This is a genomic window from Paeniclostridium hominis (assembly GCF_014306135.1).
Lineage (GTDB): Bacteria > Bacillota > Clostridia > Peptostreptococcales > Peptostreptococcaceae > Paraclostridium > Paraclostridium hominis.
Genome location: NZ_JACRWD010000002.1, coordinates 102,777 through 120,786 on the forward strand (window position 1 = coordinate 102,777; position 18,010 = coordinate 120,786).

General features: G+C 29.1%; 20 protein-coding genes. All 20 read right to left on the reverse strand.

Going from position 1 to position 18,010, the window contains the following annotated elements; genetic code table 11:
- Positions 1-8: 8 nt before the first annotated feature.
- On the reverse strand, positions 9-983 hold the full coding sequence (locus H8891_RS08375) for an NAD-dependent epimerase/dehydratase family protein (protein WP_187006081.1): 975 nt from the start codon (positions 981-983) through the stop codon (positions 9-11).
- A gap of 22 nt (positions 984-1,005) precedes the next feature.
- Positions 1,006-1,611, reverse strand: a complete 606-nt coding sequence (locus tag H8891_RS08380) for a sugar transferase (RefSeq protein WP_187006082.1) — start codon at positions 1,609-1,611, stop codon at positions 1,006-1,008.
- Positions 1,612-2,457 carry a formyltransferase family protein gene (locus tag H8891_RS08385; protein ID WP_187006083.1) on the reverse strand — a complete coding sequence of 282 codons (846 nt, stop codon included), beginning with the start codon at positions 2,455-2,457 and terminating at the stop codon, positions 1,612-1,614. It abuts the gene before it with no gap.
- Positions 2,458-2,473: 16 nt separating this feature from the next.
- Entirely contained in the window at positions 2,474-3,169 is a 696-nt protein-coding gene (locus tag H8891_RS08390) for a PIG-L deacetylase family protein (RefSeq protein ID WP_187006084.1), read from the reverse strand.
- A complete protein-coding gene (locus tag H8891_RS08395) occupies positions 3,138-5,105 on the reverse strand; it encodes a polysaccharide biosynthesis protein (RefSeq protein ID WP_187006085.1) in 1,968 nt (655 codons plus the stop codon). Before H8891_RS08395 ends, H8891_RS08390 begins: the two co-directional genes overlap by 32 nt.
- A gap of 23 nt (positions 5,106-5,128) precedes the next feature.
- Positions 5,129-5,857 carry a CpsD/CapB family tyrosine-protein kinase gene (locus H8891_RS08400; RefSeq protein WP_207723605.1) on the reverse strand — a complete coding sequence of 243 codons (729 nt, stop codon included), beginning with the start codon at positions 5,855-5,857 and terminating at the stop codon, positions 5,129-5,131.
- Positions 5,854-6,552: a YveK family protein gene (locus H8891_RS08405; RefSeq protein ID WP_187006086.1), complete on the reverse strand. Its 699-nt coding sequence runs from the start codon at positions 6,550-6,552 to the stop codon at positions 5,854-5,856. The genes H8891_RS08400 and H8891_RS08405 overlap by 4 nt, the downstream gene beginning before the upstream one ends.
- Before the next feature lie 345 nt (positions 6,553-6,897).
- Positions 6,898-7,818: a UTP--glucose-1-phosphate uridylyltransferase GalU gene (gene galU, locus H8891_RS08410; RefSeq protein ID WP_187006087.1), complete on the reverse strand. Its 921-nt coding sequence runs from the start codon at positions 7,816-7,818 to the stop codon at positions 6,898-6,900.
- Positions 7,819-7,843: 25 nt separating this feature from the next.
- Positions 7,844-9,010 carry a nucleotide sugar dehydrogenase gene (locus H8891_RS08415; RefSeq protein WP_187006088.1) on the reverse strand — a complete coding sequence of 389 codons (1,167 nt, stop codon included), beginning with the start codon at positions 9,008-9,010 and terminating at the stop codon, positions 7,844-7,846.
- 30 nt (positions 9,011-9,040) lie between these two features.
- Positions 9,041-10,006 (reverse strand): N(5)-(carboxyethyl)ornithine synthase, encoded by a 966-nt coding sequence (locus tag H8891_RS08420; protein ID WP_187006089.1) that lies wholly within the window; start codon positions 10,004-10,006, stop codon positions 9,041-9,043.
- Between the two features lie 43 nt (positions 10,007-10,049).
- Positions 10,050-10,964, reverse strand: a complete 915-nt coding sequence (locus H8891_RS08425; protein WP_187006090.1) for an ATP-grasp fold amidoligase family protein — start codon at positions 10,962-10,964, stop codon at positions 10,050-10,052.
- Between the two features lie 108 nt (positions 10,965-11,072).
- The gene (locus H8891_RS08430) at positions 11,073-11,513 is read right to left on the reverse strand and encodes a serine O-acetyltransferase (protein ID WP_187006091.1); all 441 of its coding nucleotides are present in this window, start codon (positions 11,511-11,513) and stop codon (positions 11,073-11,075) included.
- Between the two features lie 11 nt (positions 11,514-11,524).
- Complete coding sequence (locus H8891_RS08435) at positions 11,525-12,736, reverse strand: O-antigen ligase family protein (RefSeq protein ID WP_187006092.1); 1,212 nt, start codon at positions 12,734-12,736, stop codon at positions 11,525-11,527.
- A complete protein-coding gene (locus tag H8891_RS08440; protein ID WP_187006093.1) occupies positions 12,733-13,797 on the reverse strand; it encodes a glycosyltransferase family 4 protein in 1,065 nt (354 codons plus the stop codon). Before H8891_RS08440 ends, H8891_RS08435 begins: the two co-directional genes overlap by 4 nt.
- A gap of 17 nt (positions 13,798-13,814) precedes the next feature.
- The gene (locus H8891_RS08445) at positions 13,815-14,657 is read right to left on the reverse strand and encodes an ATP-grasp fold amidoligase family protein (protein WP_187006094.1); all 843 of its coding nucleotides are present in this window, start codon (positions 14,655-14,657) and stop codon (positions 13,815-13,817) included.
- 15 nt (positions 14,658-14,672) lie between these two features.
- Positions 14,673-15,149, reverse strand: a complete 477-nt coding sequence (gene pssE, locus H8891_RS08450) for a PssE/Cps14G family polysaccharide biosynthesis glycosyltransferase (RefSeq protein WP_187006095.1) — start codon at positions 15,147-15,149, stop codon at positions 14,673-14,675.
- A complete protein-coding gene (pssD, locus tag H8891_RS08455) occupies positions 15,146-15,604 on the reverse strand; it encodes a PssD/Cps14F family polysaccharide biosynthesis glycosyltransferase (protein WP_187006096.1) in 459 nt (152 codons plus the stop codon). Before pssD ends, pssE begins: the two co-directional genes overlap by 4 nt.
- A 24-nt stretch (positions 15,605-15,628) precedes the next feature.
- Positions 15,629-16,315 (reverse strand): sugar transferase, encoded by a 687-nt coding sequence (locus tag H8891_RS08460; RefSeq protein WP_187006097.1) that lies wholly within the window; start codon positions 16,313-16,315, stop codon positions 15,629-15,631.
- Between the two features lie 68 nt (positions 16,316-16,383).
- A complete protein-coding gene (locus H8891_RS08465) occupies positions 16,384-17,115 on the reverse strand; it encodes a CpsD/CapB family tyrosine-protein kinase (RefSeq protein WP_187006098.1) in 732 nt (243 codons plus the stop codon).
- A gap of 2 nt (positions 17,116-17,117) precedes the next feature.
- Complete coding sequence (locus H8891_RS08470) at positions 17,118-17,810, reverse strand: YveK family protein (protein ID WP_187006099.1); 693 nt, start codon at positions 17,808-17,810, stop codon at positions 17,118-17,120.
- Positions 17,811-18,010: the final 200 nt, after the last annotated feature.

Genomic DNA, 18,010 nt, shown 5'->3' on the forward strand with positions numbered 1-18,010 from the left:
TTATCACCTTACTTTCCATATTCACTTATGCAATCCCATTTATTAAATTCATTTACTTCATCAGTATCTATAAAATCTAATGAATCTTTAAAATCATACGTGTTATCTGTCATTAATACATCTATATTTCCTGATATATTTTTTATTTTATTTATGGGCACTATATTCCCACACTTTATAGCTAACCTTGATATTCTATTAGGAATCTTTATTATCTTAGCTCTCGCTATATCCTTTTCAAATTTCTTAATTATAGTTTCATATGATAAACTTTCCGTTCCACATATATATGTATTTCCTATAGCTTTATCTGATTCACCAATAGTTTTCATCATCTGAGCTAGATCTTTATAGTAAATAGTACTTTTTCTGTTTAGCCCATTACCAAATTGAACTAATAAACCCTTTTGAGCTAAGTTATATAACTTCTTAAAATTGCCTCTATCATTCCCTCCATATACTACTACAGGCTGTACTATGGATACTGGTAACTTTTTTTCTCTATATAGTTTATTAGCATATGCTTCTGCTTCATTCTTGCTCCTTGCATATGGTGTAATTGGATTTCTTGTAGTTTTTGTACTTATAACATTGTCTTGTGACTTACCATATACTGCAACTGTACTTACAAATACTACCTTCTTAATACTATACTTTATTGATAGATCAAATAATTTGTTTGTAGCGTCTCTATTTATTAAATAAAACTCATTCTCTTCTTCTTTATTTTTAGGTTTAGTGTGAACTTTAGCAGCTAAATGATATAAACAATCTGTATTTTCAAGTTCACTTTCCCAATTTTCAATATCTATCATATCACCTTGAAATATCTTTAGCCTTTCTTTATACTCCTTAGACAAGTTGTTCAGTGATGCATTGTTTCTTCTACTCATAGCCTTAACTGTATATCCATCAACTAATAATTTATTTACAAGCTCTAATCCTATCCATCCACTCGCTCCAGTGACCAGTGCTGTTTTCATTTAATCTAACTCCTTTTTTATTTTATGAGTTTGCTTTACCTTCTTCTTTAGCAAATTTATCTTCTCCGAACAATACAACCCCGACTGTTAAAAGCATAATTTTTATATCCATTATTAAACTAAAATTATCAACATAATATACATCTTTCATATGTCTTTCATCTAGAGATATATGAATATTTCCGCTTACTTGAGCAAGTCCTGTTAATCCTGGTCTCATATTAAATCTTTTTAGTTCTTCTTGTGTATATTCACCCAAATAGTCCATTCTTTCTGGTCTAGGTCCAACCAAACTCATTTCTCCTTTTATTACATTTAGTAATTGTGGCAATTCATCTATTTTATATCTTCTCAAGAATTTTCCTATTTTAGTTACTCTATCATCATCTACAAATACTTCTTTTCCTTTTATCATTTTTTCAGATCCAGGCCTCATAGTTCTAAACTTATATACTTTAAATATCTGGGTTCCTTTACCAGGCCTCTCTTGAAGGAAGAATACTGGTCCTTCTGAATCTAGTTTGATTATTAATGATATCATCAATCCTATTGGAAAAAAAATCACCAGTATTACTAGTGATGCTGCAATATCAAATGCTCTTTTTATAATTAGTTGTAAACTTACCATTTATTGCACCACCTCTAAAATTTCTATTTCATAATCTATAGGTATTATGTAACCATCTTTTAATTTTATTGATATAGATTCATCTACAGCTTCTCCTGTTGCTGTTTTAGCTGTCCATATAATTATCTTTTTATTATTATCTTCATAAAAAGCTCCTGGATATGGTTTTGTTACTGCTCTAACTAGTCTATCTGCTTCTAAACAAGTCATTTGATTACTGATTCTACCATCTTCTGCTTGTCTTCCTTCCCAGTATGTTGCTAGACTTTCATTTTGTTTCTCTAGGGTTACATTATTATTTACTATGTCATTCCAATATTTTTCCATCAAAGTTATATGTGCACTATTTACTTTTTTATATAAAGTTGTTGCATTTTCTCTTTCTTCTATAGATATCTCAACTTGACCTAATACTAATCCTGTATCTACACCTTCATCTAACTTAAACATTGTTACTCCTGTTTTTTCTAGACCTTTTATTATCGCCCAAGGAATTGCTGCTCTTCCTCTTCCCATTGGTAATAGTGTTGGATGCATTCCTAAGCATCCTAGTTTAGGAGTATCTAATAGTTCTTTTTTAGCTATTTGTGACCATCCTATTATGAATAACCAGTCTATATCTTTTTCTTTTAAAGCATTTATAACTTCTGCTTGATTTATATTTTCTATTTTAACTAGTGGTATATTGTGTTTATTTGAAAATTCGTCAAGATATATTCTTCCTGATTTATGCTTAGCTCTTTCATCTTCTAAAGTTATTAATAACTCTAATTCTCCACCTATTCTATATATTTCTTCTATACAACTAAGTCCTAATTGTACAACAGTTGCAAAAGCAATTTTCATAATATTTTCTCCTTAACTAAATATTGTCCGATATATCAATTCTTCTAAAGGCACTTTCAAATGCTTCTGCGTACATAGTTCCTGATTGACTTCCTCTGTATGCAGCTAAACCTGTTATTCCTTCTTTGCTTCTAGGGTGAGGATACGGCCTCATTACCCCCCTATATAATGATAATGCTTCTATTTTTTTCTTTACTCTTTCTTCTCCAACCTCAACAAATACATTGGGTGTAAATTGTCTTCCACTCGAATCTGTAGACCATTCAGTTGCAGAAGGTACCTCCATAAATAACAATTCCTTTAATGGCTTTATATCTGTCCTTCTTTGATATATTCTAGTTGCAGCTTGGCATGCAATAGAAGTATGGTAATGATCATTGTTTAAGTCTTTAGGATGATGTGTAAATACTACATCTGCCTTAGTTTCAATAATAGCATTCTCTATAAATTGAACTAAATCTAGATGCTTCACAGTGTTAAGTGCTATGTTTGGGAAAACTCCTTTTATAACTCTTTTTATACCTACCATATTTGTTGCACTATTTATATCATAATTAAGTTCTTCTGTTTCTGGCCTATATTGGCGCACTTCTACATCCCCACATAGGATACACACATTAACTTCTTTATTTTCTTGTGCTAATTTATATATCGTAGCTCCAGCTCCTAATATTTCATCATCAGGGTGAGCTACTACTACAAGATAAGACATAATTTATTTCTTCCTCTCTTATATTTTTGTTTTGGACCTCTCTTAACTGTTTTTCATTTACATCTTCTGGTCTAATATAAGTAGTAACTAGTTCTCTCATAACATTATCAATTAGATCTACTTCTTCCTTATCAACTATATCTTTTAATACTTCTAAATGTTTTTTAGCTCTATCAACATCAAACTCTATTGGCTTTCCAATAAATATCTTCTTATGCTCAGTATCCATTAATCCTTCCTCAGACATAAGTAACTCTTCATATAACTTCTCTCCAGGTCTAAGCCCAGTAAACTTAATATCTATATCTACATTAGGCTCAAATCCACTTAGTCTAATTAAGTTATTTGCCAAATCAACTATCTTTACTGGATCTCCCATATCAAGTACGAATATCTCTCCACCCTTTGCCATAGCTCCTGCTTGTATAACAAGTTGCACAGCTTCAGGTATAGTCATAAAATACCTAATAATATCTGGGTGAGTTATAGTTACTGGCCCACCTTCTTCAATTTGTTTCTTAAAAAGTGGTATAACGCTACCATTGCTTCCAAGTACATTTCCAAACCTAACAGCTACAAACTCTGTTTCACTACTTTTGTTCATAACCTGAATTATCATCTCAGCAGCTCTTTTAGTAGCTCCCATTATATTAGTTGGATTAACTGCCTTATCGGTAGATATAAGTACAAATCTTTTAACTTTATACTTATCTGCCATGGTAGCTACATTTTTCGTTCCAAATATATTGTTTTTTATAGCTTCACTTGGGCTATTTTCCATAAGAGGAACATGTTTGTGTGCAGCAGCATGAAAAACTATATCTGGTTTATATGTATTAAATATTTCATCTAATCGTTTTCCTTCTCTGACCGAAGCTATAATTGTTTTTAAATTTAATTTATTTTGATACTTTCTTATAAGTTCTTGTTGTATTGCATATGCATTATTTTCATAGTTATCAAGTATTACAAGTTGTTTTGGATTAAAACTTGCAACCTGTCTGCATAGCTCACTTCCGATACTTCCTCCCCCACCTGTAACAAGTACAACCTTATTTTGTAAATACTCACTCATCTCTTTTAAATTAACTTTTATAGGTTCTCTACCTAATAAGTCTTCTATCTCAACATCCCTAATTTTTTTTATATCAACTTTTCCATCTATTATTTCAAATATGCCTGGTATAGTTCTAAGTTTACATTTTGTATCTTTGCAAACTTCAATAATTTCTTTTTTCTCTTGTTTAGTTATATTAGCTATTGCGATTATAATTTCGTCTATATCATTTCTTTCAACTACATTTTTTATGTGGTTTGTTGTTCCTAATATTGGTATATTATGAATTCTTCTTCCCATTTTATTTATGTCATCATCTATAATTCCTACTGGTTTTTTTAAAAGCTGCGGGTTGTTTTTTAATTCTTGAATTACCATATCTCCCGCACTTCCAGCTCCTACTATTAGTACTTTGCTAGCTTTATCTTTTAAGTTATCTCTAATAGCTATTCTTCTTGCCGTTCTGTATATTAGTCTAATTCCACCCGTTAGTGATATTGTTAATATCAAATTTAATAAATAAAAAATTATTGAAAGTTGTCCCCCTACAAACTTATGTATTAAATATGATGGCATTACTGCTATTGAACAAGCTAATACTATAGATAGTAGTTCTTCTTCTCCTGCGTATCTCCATAGACTGTGATAACACTTAAATACAGTAAGTAATGATATATTTATTACTATATATATTACTGATAGTAATATCATTTCATGTTCTAATGGTTTAATTTCGTGAACTAACCATACTGATACTATAAACGATATTAATATACATACTATATCTGCAAATTTTAATATTAGTTGCCTTGTTTTATATTTACTTAAAGCTTTATCTAATAAATTTTCTTCTCTTGGAGATCTGATTTGCGCATCCATTTAAATTTTACACCCCCTTTAAATTAAAAATGTGCTAATTTTTTAGCTTTCTTTTTATGCTTAGCTTTTCTGCTACTATCATTTTTTTCATAGCAATAACTATAGTATCCATAAGCATTGTCTTCCCCTGTATATTTATTTAAAATAACTCCTATGATATTTGCTTTTACTTTTTCTAATTTTTCTTTTGTTATTTTTGCCATTTCTATATCTGTTTCTCCAGATCCTACAACTAATATTGTCGCATCTGCGTAATTAGCTATAGCCCCTGCATCCGTTATAACTCCTATAGGTGGAGTATCTATAAATATGTAGTCATAACTTTCTTCTAGTGTTTTTATAAATTCTTCCATTTTTTTAGATATTAGCATTTCTGATGGATTAGGTGGCATCTTCCCAGCTGCTATTATCTGTAAGTTATTAATTTCTGTATTTTGTACTACTTGTTTAAAATTCTTTTGTCCACTTAATATTTCTGTTAATCCATATGTATTTGTCAAGCTAAAATTTTTGTGTACACTAGGATTTCTAAGATCTGCATCTATTATTAGAACTTTTTTTTCTTCTAATGCTGCAAAACTTACTGCCATGTTTGATATAACTGTTGTTTTTCCTTCATCTTGTTTACTGCTAGTAACTAATATTGTTTTTATATTTTTATCTATGCTAGAAAATTTTATATTAGTTCTTATACTTCTGTAAGCTTCTGATACTGGTGATTTTGGTTCTTTAAATGTTACTAAGCTTATCATTTTTTATTTCCACCTCTCTTCCCCTTGTACTCATCTGGAACTACTCCTAATAAAGGCAGTTCTAAGTATTTTTGTATATCTTGCGGTGACTTTATTTTATTATCCATATACTCAAGTAAAAATATTACAAATAATGAGATCATAACTCCTAAAACACCTGCTATTGCTATATTCATAATTTTATTAGGTTTTACTGGAATTTTGGGAACTATAGCTTTGTCTATTACTTCTACATTATTGGCCTTTGTTATTCTTTTTACTTCCTTTGTAAATGCTTTTGGTATTGCATTTGCTATATCTGCTGCTCTTTTAGGGTTATGATCTTGTACAGAAACTTCTAATATTTGTGTATCTGTTACTGGTGATACACTTAATTTTTTTTCAATTTCTGAGTATCCACCTTTTATTTTTAATTCTTTTGCTACTTCATCAAGTACTACTTTTGATTTTATTATTTCTCCATAAGTTACTGCCAGTTTTTGAGATACGCTTATCTGGTCTCCTGTTACTACATTTGTACCTGGTGCTTTGTCGCTATTTACTATTAACGTTGTTTTAGTTTGATAAATTGGACTTAATACAAAAAAGCTTATGATTCCACTTACAAGCATTGCAATAGTTGTTATTAAAACTATTATCCAAGCTCTTTTTTTGATAATCTGAAAATATTCTTTTAAGTCAATAGTTTCTTCCATTTTTACCTCCATTTTCTTTGATTTTATAAATTTTTAGCATTTTATAGCTATTTTTCTTTAATTCCTACTATTTTACTTTGTTTTTTTGTAGTTTTCTGTTTTATTCTTCCTTATTATAGTAAAAATTTTTACAACTTCAAAATAATTCGTTCTGTGTTTTTTTGCATTTTATTCCTTTTTTTTGTAATTTTTGTTATTTTTCGACAGATTATTCTGTCGAATATCATTAAATTTGTCGAAAATTTTCTAAATATTATTTATCTTTTCTAACTAATTTTTTACTTTTTGGTAATAATAATTAAATTTTAAATAAAAAAATTCGTAGGTTTTATCCTACGAATTTTTTTATTGTTCTATTTCTATTTCTGCTTTTGGTGATTCAATAGATTTATTTCTATTATTAACTTTTACTTCTAAGAATTTCATAAATTCTTCTCTTAATTCTGGTCTTTTTAGTGCAAAGTCTACTGTAGCTTCTAAAAATCCTAGTTTATCACCTACATCATATCTTCTTCCTTCAAAGTTGTATGCATATATTGCTTCATGTTCACCTAATGTTTTTAGTGCATCAGTTAATTGTATTTCTCCACCTTTTCCAGGTTTTTGATTTTCAAGTATATCAAATATAGCTGGAGTTATTATGTATCTCCCTAGTATAGCCATATTCGATGGAGCTTCTTCAACTTTTGGTTTTTCAACCATGTCTTTTACTTTGTATACTCTATCTTCTATATATTTAACATCTAATATTCCATATTTGTTAGTGTCTTCTTTTGCTACTTCCTGAACACCTAGTATAGATGTATTGTATTCATTGTATGCATTTAGTAATTGTTTTAAGCAAGGTACATCATTATCTACTATGTCATCTCCTAAAAGTACTGCGAATGGCTCGTCTCCTACGAAACTTTTAGCACAATATATTGCATGTCCAAGTCCTTTTGGTTCTTTTTGACGTATAAAGTATATATCTACCATGTTAGATATACTTCTTACTAGTTCTAACATTTCATTTTTACCTTTTTGCTCTAATTCAAGTTCTAATTCTATACTGCGGTCAAAATGATCTTCTATAGATTTTTTACTTCTACCTGTAACTATTAATATTTCTTCTATTCCTGAGTTTACTGCTTCTTCTATTATGTATTGTAGTGTTGGTTTGTCAACTATAGGAAGCATCTCTTTTGGCTGAGATTTAGTCGCAGGCAAAAACCTTGTTCCTAATCCAGCTGCTGGTATTATGGCCTTTCTTACTTTCTTTTTCATTTAAATTTCACCTCCAAATTCAATTTTAATCTCTATTAAATAAATCCCTAGTATAAACTTTTTCTTCTACATCAAAAAGTTCTTTTGATAATCTATTTGATACTATAATATCGCATATTGACTTAAATTCATCTAAATCTCTTATAACTTTAGAGTTAAAGAAGCTATCTTCTTTTAATACTGGCTCATATACAACAACTTCTATTCCTTTTTCTTTTATTCTCTTCATTATTCCTTGAACCGAAGATGCTCTGAAATTATCTGAGTTAGTTTTCATTGTTAATCTATAAATTCCTACTTTTTTAGGATTTCTTTTTATTATTTGATCTGCGATATGATCTTTTCTTGTTCTGTTCGCATCAACTATAGCACCTATTATGTTGTTAGGTACATCTTCATAATTTGCTTTTAATTGTTTTGTATCTTTTGGAAGACAATACCCTCCATATCCAAAAGAAGGATTGTTATAATGACTTCCTATTCTTGGATCTAAGCCTACCCCTTCAATTATTTGCTTCGTATCTAATCCTCTAAGTTCTGCATATGTATCCAATTCATTAAAATAAGCTACTCTAAGTGCTAAATATGTATTTGAAAATAATTTTACAGCTTCAGCTTCTGTTGAATTTGTAAATAATACTGGAATATCTTTCTTAACCGCGCCTTCTAATAATAAGTTTGCAAATTTCTCTGCTCTTTCTGATTTTTCTCCTACTATTATCCTTGAAGGATGTAAATTATCATATAATGCTTTTCCTTCTCTTAAAAATTCAGGTGAAAATATGATATTATCCGTATCAAACATAGCTTTTACTCTTTCTGTATATCCAACTGGTACTGTTGATTTTATTACCATAGTAGCTTGTGGGTTTATGGATAATACATTTGCTATAACAGCTTCTACTGTTCTTGTATTAAAGTAGTTTTTTTCTGGATCATAGTCTGTTGGTGTTGATATTATTATAAACTCTGCATCTTTGTATGCTTTATAAGCATCTGTCGTTGCTATTAGATTTAGGTTTTTAGTAGTTAGGTATTCTTCAATTTCTTCATCTACAATTGGAGATTTCTTGTTGTTTATCATATCTACTTTTTCTTGAATTATATCTACTGCTATTACTTCATTGTTTTGTGCTAGTAATATAGCATTAGATAAACCTACATATCCAGTTCCTGCTATTGCAATTTTCATTGTTGTCTCTCCTTTTTGCAAGTTTTATAATTAAAGTCTTTTTTGAAACTTATTTATTCTATCATCTATAATGTTTCCTTGGCTTATTATAATTGCTTGTTTTAGTGTGTTGTTTGTTTGTTCTTTTTCTTCAATTATTAAATCTATGTACTTACATACCTCTTCACTTAGTGATTTTGATACGGTTTTGTAGTAAAGTGACGGTGTATGGTCAACTACATAGTGTAGTATTCCTTCCTCATAGTAAATTGGATCTTCTATAGTTGTAGCTTTACTCGTTTCTATACCTCCGTTGGCATCACAGCTTATGTCTATTATCATGCTACCTTTTTTCATTCTTTTTAAATCTTCTTTGTAAACTATATGGTCAGTTCTTTCTATATCCCATAAGATTGTGTTTACTATTACATCGTATTTATGTAGTTCATGCTTAAATAGTTCTTCTGTTTTTCTATCGTATACAGTTACGTCTGCGCCTAATGCTTTTAATATATTTAAAGCTCCTCTTCCTGTGTTGCCTTTGCCTAGTATCGCTACCTTCGTATCATAAGGCATTTTTTTGTATAAGCTATATGCGTGCAATATTGAAGCTTCTCCAGCTATTTCATTGTTTTTCCAAAATACATGTCTTCCGTATTCATACATGTCTTCCCATGCTATTGCTGTGCATTTGCTGTTTACTATTTTGTCTGTAATGTGCTTGTTTTGAACTGCATGTATCCATCCAAATAATACTTGTCCTGTTGATAGTTGTTCTAAATATTCTGCATCTCCTATTTTAGGGTCGCATAAAACATCTTTTTTTAGAAGATCTTCTCTATCTACAACTTTAGCTCCCGCTTTTATATAGTCTCTATCTTCAAACCCTAGTTTTTCTCCATATCCTTTTTCAAAAAACAACATATCTTTATTTTTAATTTTATATATGTCTTCTGGCGTTAATGCTCTTCTATACTCATTTTCTTTTGAACTAACTAAAAATCCAACACTCCTCATAATAACTCCTCCTATGTTGACTCTTTGCTTTGTTTTATTTGTCTTATATTATCTTTTCTTTTGGTAGTGTGATTAAATCTCCCATCATGATATCTACATCTTTATCTAATCTACTATCTATTCCTCCACATGGAGTAAAAGTCATTTCTCCTAATACTGGTCGTCCATCTACATCGTAGAAATCTACCCTAACAAAAGGAAATGGCTCGCTTAGTTTTTGTGCATATTCTATCATTTTTTCAAAAGATTTTGGTTTGTATATATTTTTAACTTTTCCTTCTTTTTGAACAATTTTAGAGTCGTTATTATAAGGAAGTATGTTCCACTTATTGTCTAAGAAATAAAATTTAGCTCTTTCGCTTCCTCCTCTTTCCTCACATACCATAGTAAATTTTGCTTCTCCATTAAAGCAAAAGACTTTATAGTCTACAGGTCCGTTTCCATCTCTTCCTTCTATGAATTTTTCAGCTATTAGTTTTGCTTCCATTTTATCGTATTGCACTTCTGCTGATACTTGTGAGTATCTACTTTTTAACCAAATGTTACATTTTTCTTTTGTTTTTTCTAAATCTAATTTTTCTTTGTCTGTACAAATTATGTTATATCCGCATCCATGAGTCCCTTTTAGTGCAAATTTCTTTGGTAATTTATTAAAGTCTATATCTTCTGCATTTTTGTACATTCCATATATAGGGTTTAATATCTCTTCTAAACCACAACTTTCAACGTATTCTCTTACATCGTACTTATCACCACATTTGGCAACTCTATCATCTTGCCAGTATAGTTTTAGCCATTGAATTTTTTCGTTAAAAGTTATAGGATTTTCTAAATCTAGCCTTTTTTTCATAGCAAATAGAAATAGTACTTTTGAAGCTACTACTGGTGATATTTGATACAGTATTGGCGATATTGAGAACCACACCTGCTTTTGAATGTTTCTTAATTTTGATTTCAAGAATAAATCCTCCCATTGTATATATAATTTGTTTATCAGTGTGTTTTTTTACGGTATATTTTGCTATGTTTTATGCTTGGTTTAGTGTTATATTCAGTTTTTGATTTGTTATTTTGTATATCCTATTTTTTTTGCTGGTATTCCTGCCCAAATTTCATTTTCTCCTGTAGAACAAGTTAGTACTGAGTTTGCGCCTACTAAGCTTCCTTTGGCGATTGTTAAAGTTCCTTTTTTACATAAAATTTTTGCTCCAGCGCATATTATTGAATTGTCTCCTATTTTAATTTTCTCAAATTCACTTTCGTGTATTTCTTTATGTATATCCGCTCTTCCTAATGTAACTCCTTGGTATAGCTTTACGTTATTTCCTATTTCAGTTTGTGGATGAACCACTAGACCTGGTGCGTTATGTGCTAAAATAAAATTTTCTCCTATAACTACTTCTCTAGGTAAATCTATTTTATATAAGAGATGTAGTAAAAATCTTACAACTCTGCTTTTAGCATGTCTATTTCTATATTTTAAAATTATCTTTAATAATTTTTCCATCCGGTCCCTCTCTACTTATTTATTTTTTCATAATAGCTTTTTCGAATCGTCATAAACAGTGCTAAAACCATAAATAATGCAGCACACTTGTTACTTGAATATATAGGTTCTGCTATACTTGTTACTACTGTATAGCAAATTAATCCAAATGTAATAATTTTACTTTTATAGTCATTGTAGCCTTTTAAAAATTGAACAAATATAAAATATAAAACTAGTATTAGTAATACAACTCCTATAAATCCAGTTTCTCCCATTATCATTGCCCAATATGTATCAGCTATATAAGATGGCATACTTGGAGATAATCCCCATACACTACTTAATCCGTATTCATAATATAATGGAGAGTAAAACTCCCTAGACATATATGATCCAAATGTTCCAAATCCTGTTCCTAAAGGGAAATAGTCTGTGGCTATTTTATATCCTGCTGTGTATAAGTATCCTCTAGCTCCATTAAAAAATTCTGATATTATTCTCGGTAGTGCTATGTATACCATTATTGGTATTAAAAGTATAAAGTATTTTAATTTGAACTTTTTAATTAATTTCATGAAATAAAATAATATTATATAAACACATATAAATGCTATGGCCTTACTTCTTCCTGTAAAAAGTACCAATAAACTACTTGCAATTATTACTGAAAGTTCACCTTTAGTTTTGTTTGTATAGTTATAATATAAAAGTATTGTAGTCATTGAAATTATCGCAAAGAAAGCAAGTTCTGTTGGATGTGAAAATCCTATAGAAACTGTATGTAGACCAAATCTCATACCTTGATCTTCTAAAAAGTTTAAAGGAATATTTACTATACCTATTAGTGCTAATATGTATAATGATATTTCTAGTACTTTACTTATATTTTTTAATATACTTGCTTTAACATCATAGTATTGAAATATTACTCTACAACTAAAGTAAAGCATATACCCTTTTGCTGTCATAATCATACTAAGAATTCCATGTTTAAATCCTATGATGTTATGTGTAGCATTTGATACAAATCCTAAAAATAAATATAGTAAGAAAAATATTAATGCTATTAATTCGTACTTAGTTATTTTTATAGCTTTCTTTTTGTTTAGTAATAATATTAGCGCATATATTGTAGTAATCATTGCTAAGCCTTCATCCATGTAACTGAAAAAAGGTACATTTACTTGTATTAAATCTTGGAAAATCATTGCTATCAAAATCATCTGAAATACAGGTATCATTTTTTGCTCCTATTTCCACCAGTTAAAAGATATAAGTCTTTTATTTTATTATGGTTAACTTCGTTGCTGTAATTTTCTTTTATATCTTTAAAACTTTTGTTGCTGTAATTTTCTCTTAGATTTTGATTTTCGATCATTTCTTTAGTTATACTTACAAGTTTTTTTATATCTCCTGGTACAAAAATTCTACCATTTTCCATATCTTTTATAACTTCTGGTATACTTCCTATGTTTGTAGCTATTGTAGGAACGCCACAACTCATAGCTTCAAGTATAGCCATTGGCATAGCTTCTTTGTATGATGGAAGCACAAATATCATAGTATCTTTTAGTTCTTTTTCTACTTCCTCTTTACTTACCCATCCTAATAGTTCAAATTTATCTTGAAGGTTATATTTTTCTATTAATTGCTTAGTTTGTTCTAGTTCTCCGTCTCCACAAACAGTAAATCTTATACTGTCATCGCTTTTTACTAATTCTTTTGCCATTTCTATAAAATCAAAAATTCCTTTATCTTTTTCTATTCTTCCAATAAAAAGTATTTTCTTAGATTTTGTGTTATAGTGATTATTTTTATTTGAATTAACTGAATTATTTATAACAACTATTTCTGAATTAGTCATTTTTTCTATTTTCTTTTTCCAAGCTTCACTTAAAACTATTATTTTGTTACATTTATTTAGGTTTTGAGTTATTTTGTTTTTTGTACTTGGATTAGCATTTAGATATACATCTTCAAAAGCTCCTCCATGTATGTGAAGTATGATTTTTTTATTAAATTTGTTGGCGATTTTTATAAACATACTTTTTCTAAAAAAACTCTTACCTGATGCTGTATGTATGTGAACTAAATCTATGTTTTTAAAAGTTAGGCAATAGCTCATAATAGCCATTGAGTTTAACCCATATAATATCTTTTTTATTTTCGATCCAGGCACCACAGTATGTATGTTTTGTATATTAAATTCTTTTAAGTATTTTGAATTTGTATACTCCTTTATAACTGTTGACATCCCACCTTTGACCTTGTCTTTGTGGGGGCCAATCATAAGTATATTCATTGCATTGCCTCCTTTGTTTAATATTCTGAAAGATCTATTATTTTTGCTATTTTAATATCTTCTTCTAGAGGCTTCATAGGATCTGTTCCATTTGCAGGTGTAAATGTTAATTCCCCAAAGTATATTTGATTGTTAACAGAATAAAAATCAACTCTTACGTATGGTAATCCTGTAGATAATTTTATTGCTGCTTCTTTCATTTCTTCTAAATTTTTAGGCTCATCTATATGGTCTACTCTTCCTAATTTACAAATTACATCTAAATCATTCCAATCTGGATCATAGTAGTTTTCTTTATGATTTGTAAATCTATCTGTGTGTACTTCAATCATATGAACTTGTTCCTTTGAACAATGGAATTTGTAGTCTCTTAAACTACCTGTTTCATCTTCTAAATATTCTTCACATACAATTCTTGATTTTATATTTTTATATTGATTTTCTTTAGTGTACTTATAGAACTTTTCTTTTTGCCAAGAGTTTAATTTTTTTATTGTTTCTTCTATATTTAGTTTACTTTTATCTTTACATATGATGTTTCCACCAGTTCCATTTGTCATTTTTAAAACAAACTGCTTTGGTAACCTGTCAAAATTTATTTCCTGTGCACTATCATAAACTCCATATAATTTGGGTAAATATTCAGGTCCTAATACTTCTTCTACATACTTTCTTACTTCATATTTATCAACATATTTCCCAAATTTTTCTAAGTTGCCATTGAATTTAATCCATTGAATTTTTTCACCAAAGTATTTAGGATTTTTCAAGTTTAATAGTTTTTTGTAACTTCTTCCATAATCTATATATAAAACTACTTTTGTAGGTAAAAACATCCCTAACTTTCTTAAACTTTTCATAAATTTACCTCTCAATTATTTTTGTAAAAACTCTTCAATACTATTTATTATCGTTTTGGTATTTGAAATGTATTGTTTCACTTCTATTTTTTCACTATTATTTATTGCATCTTTTAACTCTTTTATATCATTTATACCTATTACGAATTTTAGATCACTAAATTGTTCTACTATTTGTAGTTGGTGGTCATCTACATGCTCTTGAAATTCTTTTAATCTAGGTATTGCTATTGTCTTTTTACCTTTTTTTACTGCTCCTATTATAGCTCCTGTTCCACCATGAGTTATCACTGTGTCACAGCTTTCCATTACTCTACTAAATTCTTCTCTATCTAAGAAGTTTTTGTATTTATAATGTTTTGGCTTATATCCACTATAACCTGTTTGAGCAAATACTTCTTTTGTTATAATTTTTTTTTCAACTAAATTGTCTAGTTCCTCTAATAATCTATTAAATTGAAACTTTTGTGAGCCTACTGTTACAAATATCAATATATCCCCCCCTTATATATTGCCTCTGGATATACTTTTTTCATTTCTTCCCATTGAACATAAAATTGATCTGCAAATTTATATATTAGTTTTCCTGTAAGTGTAGGAGATTTTATTTTTGCAAAAGATTCTATGAATATAAGTTTTTTTCTAAATATCTTTGCAAGTAAACACATAGGTATTGTAGATAAAGCTCCTGTAGATATAACTACATCAGGCTTTTCTTTTAAAAATATCTTTAATGTCTTTATACTGTTTATAATCATGTAATATATAAATTTTATTTCATGTCTGTTGACTTGTTTTAAATAATAAAAGGGTATATCTTCGTTTGATACTGAGTAATTAGTTTTCTCTGTCACAACAAAGCTATCATGTTTTTGTATTAGTGGTTTTAGCATCATTATTTGTTCAAAATGCCCTCCACTTGATGCTATAAAGCATATTTTTTTCATCTAATCACCTTAATTCTTATTTTTTTATGATGCATTGTCATCTCCAAATAATACAAAAAATGTCTTGAATATTAACTTTATGTCAACCCAAGTACTTCTTTCTTGTATGTATTTTAAATCTAGTTCTACCCATCCATCAAAGTCTATACTGTTTCTTCCTCCTACTTGCCAATAACAAGTAAGTCCAGGTTTAACAGCTAATCTTTGTAATTGGTAAGCATTATACTGTGCTACTTCTCTTGGAATAGGTGGTCTAGGTCCAACTAAACTCATTTCTCCTTTAAGTATATTAAATAGTTGGGGCAACTCATCTATACTTGTTTTACGTATGAATTTCCCAACTTTTGTTATTCTAGGATCATCTTTAATTTTAAAAACTGGTCCAGTTTGTTCGTTTAAGTGTTGAAGTTCTTTTAATAGTTCTTCTGCATTGTATACCATAGATCTGAATTTTAGCATTTTAAATGTTTTACTGTATTGACCACATCTTTCTTGTCCAAAGAATATTTTCCCTTTTGGATCTTCTAGTTTTATAAGTATTGATACTATTATAAATACAGGTAGTAAAAGTATTATTCCTATTGCTGATCCTATAATATCTATAATTCTTTTGACAACTAAGTAGCCTTTACTTACACTATTGTTTAGTTCAATCAATTCCTCTCTAACGAGAGTCTCACAAAAACTAAGATTAGTGCTAGTATTTTGCATAAATTTACCTCCTTTGACTTGCTTTATCATATGTGCTAAGTGAATCTACTTAGCACATATACTTTTATTTATTTTGTTTTGTTATTTTTTCGTTTTGATTTCTTTTTAGCCCTACCCTGAGATGATTCACCTTCATAATAGTAGTTATAGTATCCATGTGAACCACTTGAATCTTCGAATTTATTAAGTACAACCCCTAATATATTTGCATTTACTTTGTCTAATCTTTCTTTTCCTATTTTTAGCATTTCAACGTCTACTTCATTTGATGCAACTACTAACATAGTCCCATCTGCGTAAGTAGATATTATTCCTGCATCTGTTATAATCCCTATTGGTGGTGCATCTATAAATATGTAATCATAGCAATCTCTTAATGATGCTATGAATGATTTCATTTTTCTTGATGCTAACATTTCTGATGGATTTGGAGGTATTTTACCACATGTAACAACACTAAGTCCTGGTACTTCTGTTTGATTTACACATTCCTCAAAATTTCTTTGGCCTGTTAATATTTCTGTAATACCATGAGAGTTGCTTACGTTAAACATTCTGTGTACTGTAGGGTTTCTTAAGTCTCCTTCTACTACTAATACCTTTTTATCTTCCATTCCTGCAAAACTAACTGCTAGGTTTGCTATTACTGTACTTTTACCTTCATTTTGTTGAGAACTTGTTACAACAATTGTCTTTATTTCTTTATCTAAGTTTGAAAACTCTATATTAGTTCTTACAGTTCTATATGCTTCTGAAATAGGTGATTTTGGATTTATTTTTGTTATTAGTCTTTCTAACATAATTATCTACCACCTTTCTTTTCCATATTTTCATTAGGGATAACTCCAAGTATCGGTAATCCTGTGTATTTTTCTATATCTTGTGGAGTTTTTACTTTATTGTCCATATAATCGAGTATGAACGCTACAAATAATCCTATTATAAATCCTAAAAATGCTGCTATTACTATATTTAAGGCTTTTCTAGGCTTTATTGGTTTTTCTGGTGCAACAGCTTTATCTATTACTTCAACGCTATTTGCTTTAGTTATTCTTTTTACTTCTTTTGTAAATACTCTTGGTATAGCATTAGCTATATCCATCGCTTGTTCAGCGTCTTTATCTTGAACTGTTATTGATATAATTTGTGTGTCCTTAACTGGAGATACAGATATCATTTTGCTTAGTTTTTCATAATCTAAATTTAAATCTAACCTATCTATAACAGAGTCTAATACTGCTCTAGATTTTATTATTTCTCCATAAGTTAGTGTTAATTTTTGAGTAACTGTAAGTTGATCTCCTGTTATAAATTCTGCCTTTTTATTTTGCTCTGTGTTAACTATTAATGTTGTATTTGCTTCATATACCGGACTTAATATAAAAAAACTTATTATTCCACTTAATATCATTGCTACTATAGTTATTACTGCAATTATCCAAGACCTTTTTTTGATAATTTGAAAATACTCTCTTAAATCAATAGTTTCTTCCATTTTATCCTCCATTTTTTCTTTACGTTTTTTGTTTTTAGATAAATTATTATTATTTCACTATAGATTTTTATCTTTTCCCTTGTAACTTCCACGATATTTCTATAGAAAATGTTTTGTAGTGTTGCATAATACTATTTTTTTAGATACTAATTTCCATTATCGACATTTCATTTTCATTCTTTACTGTTTTTTGCGTTTTT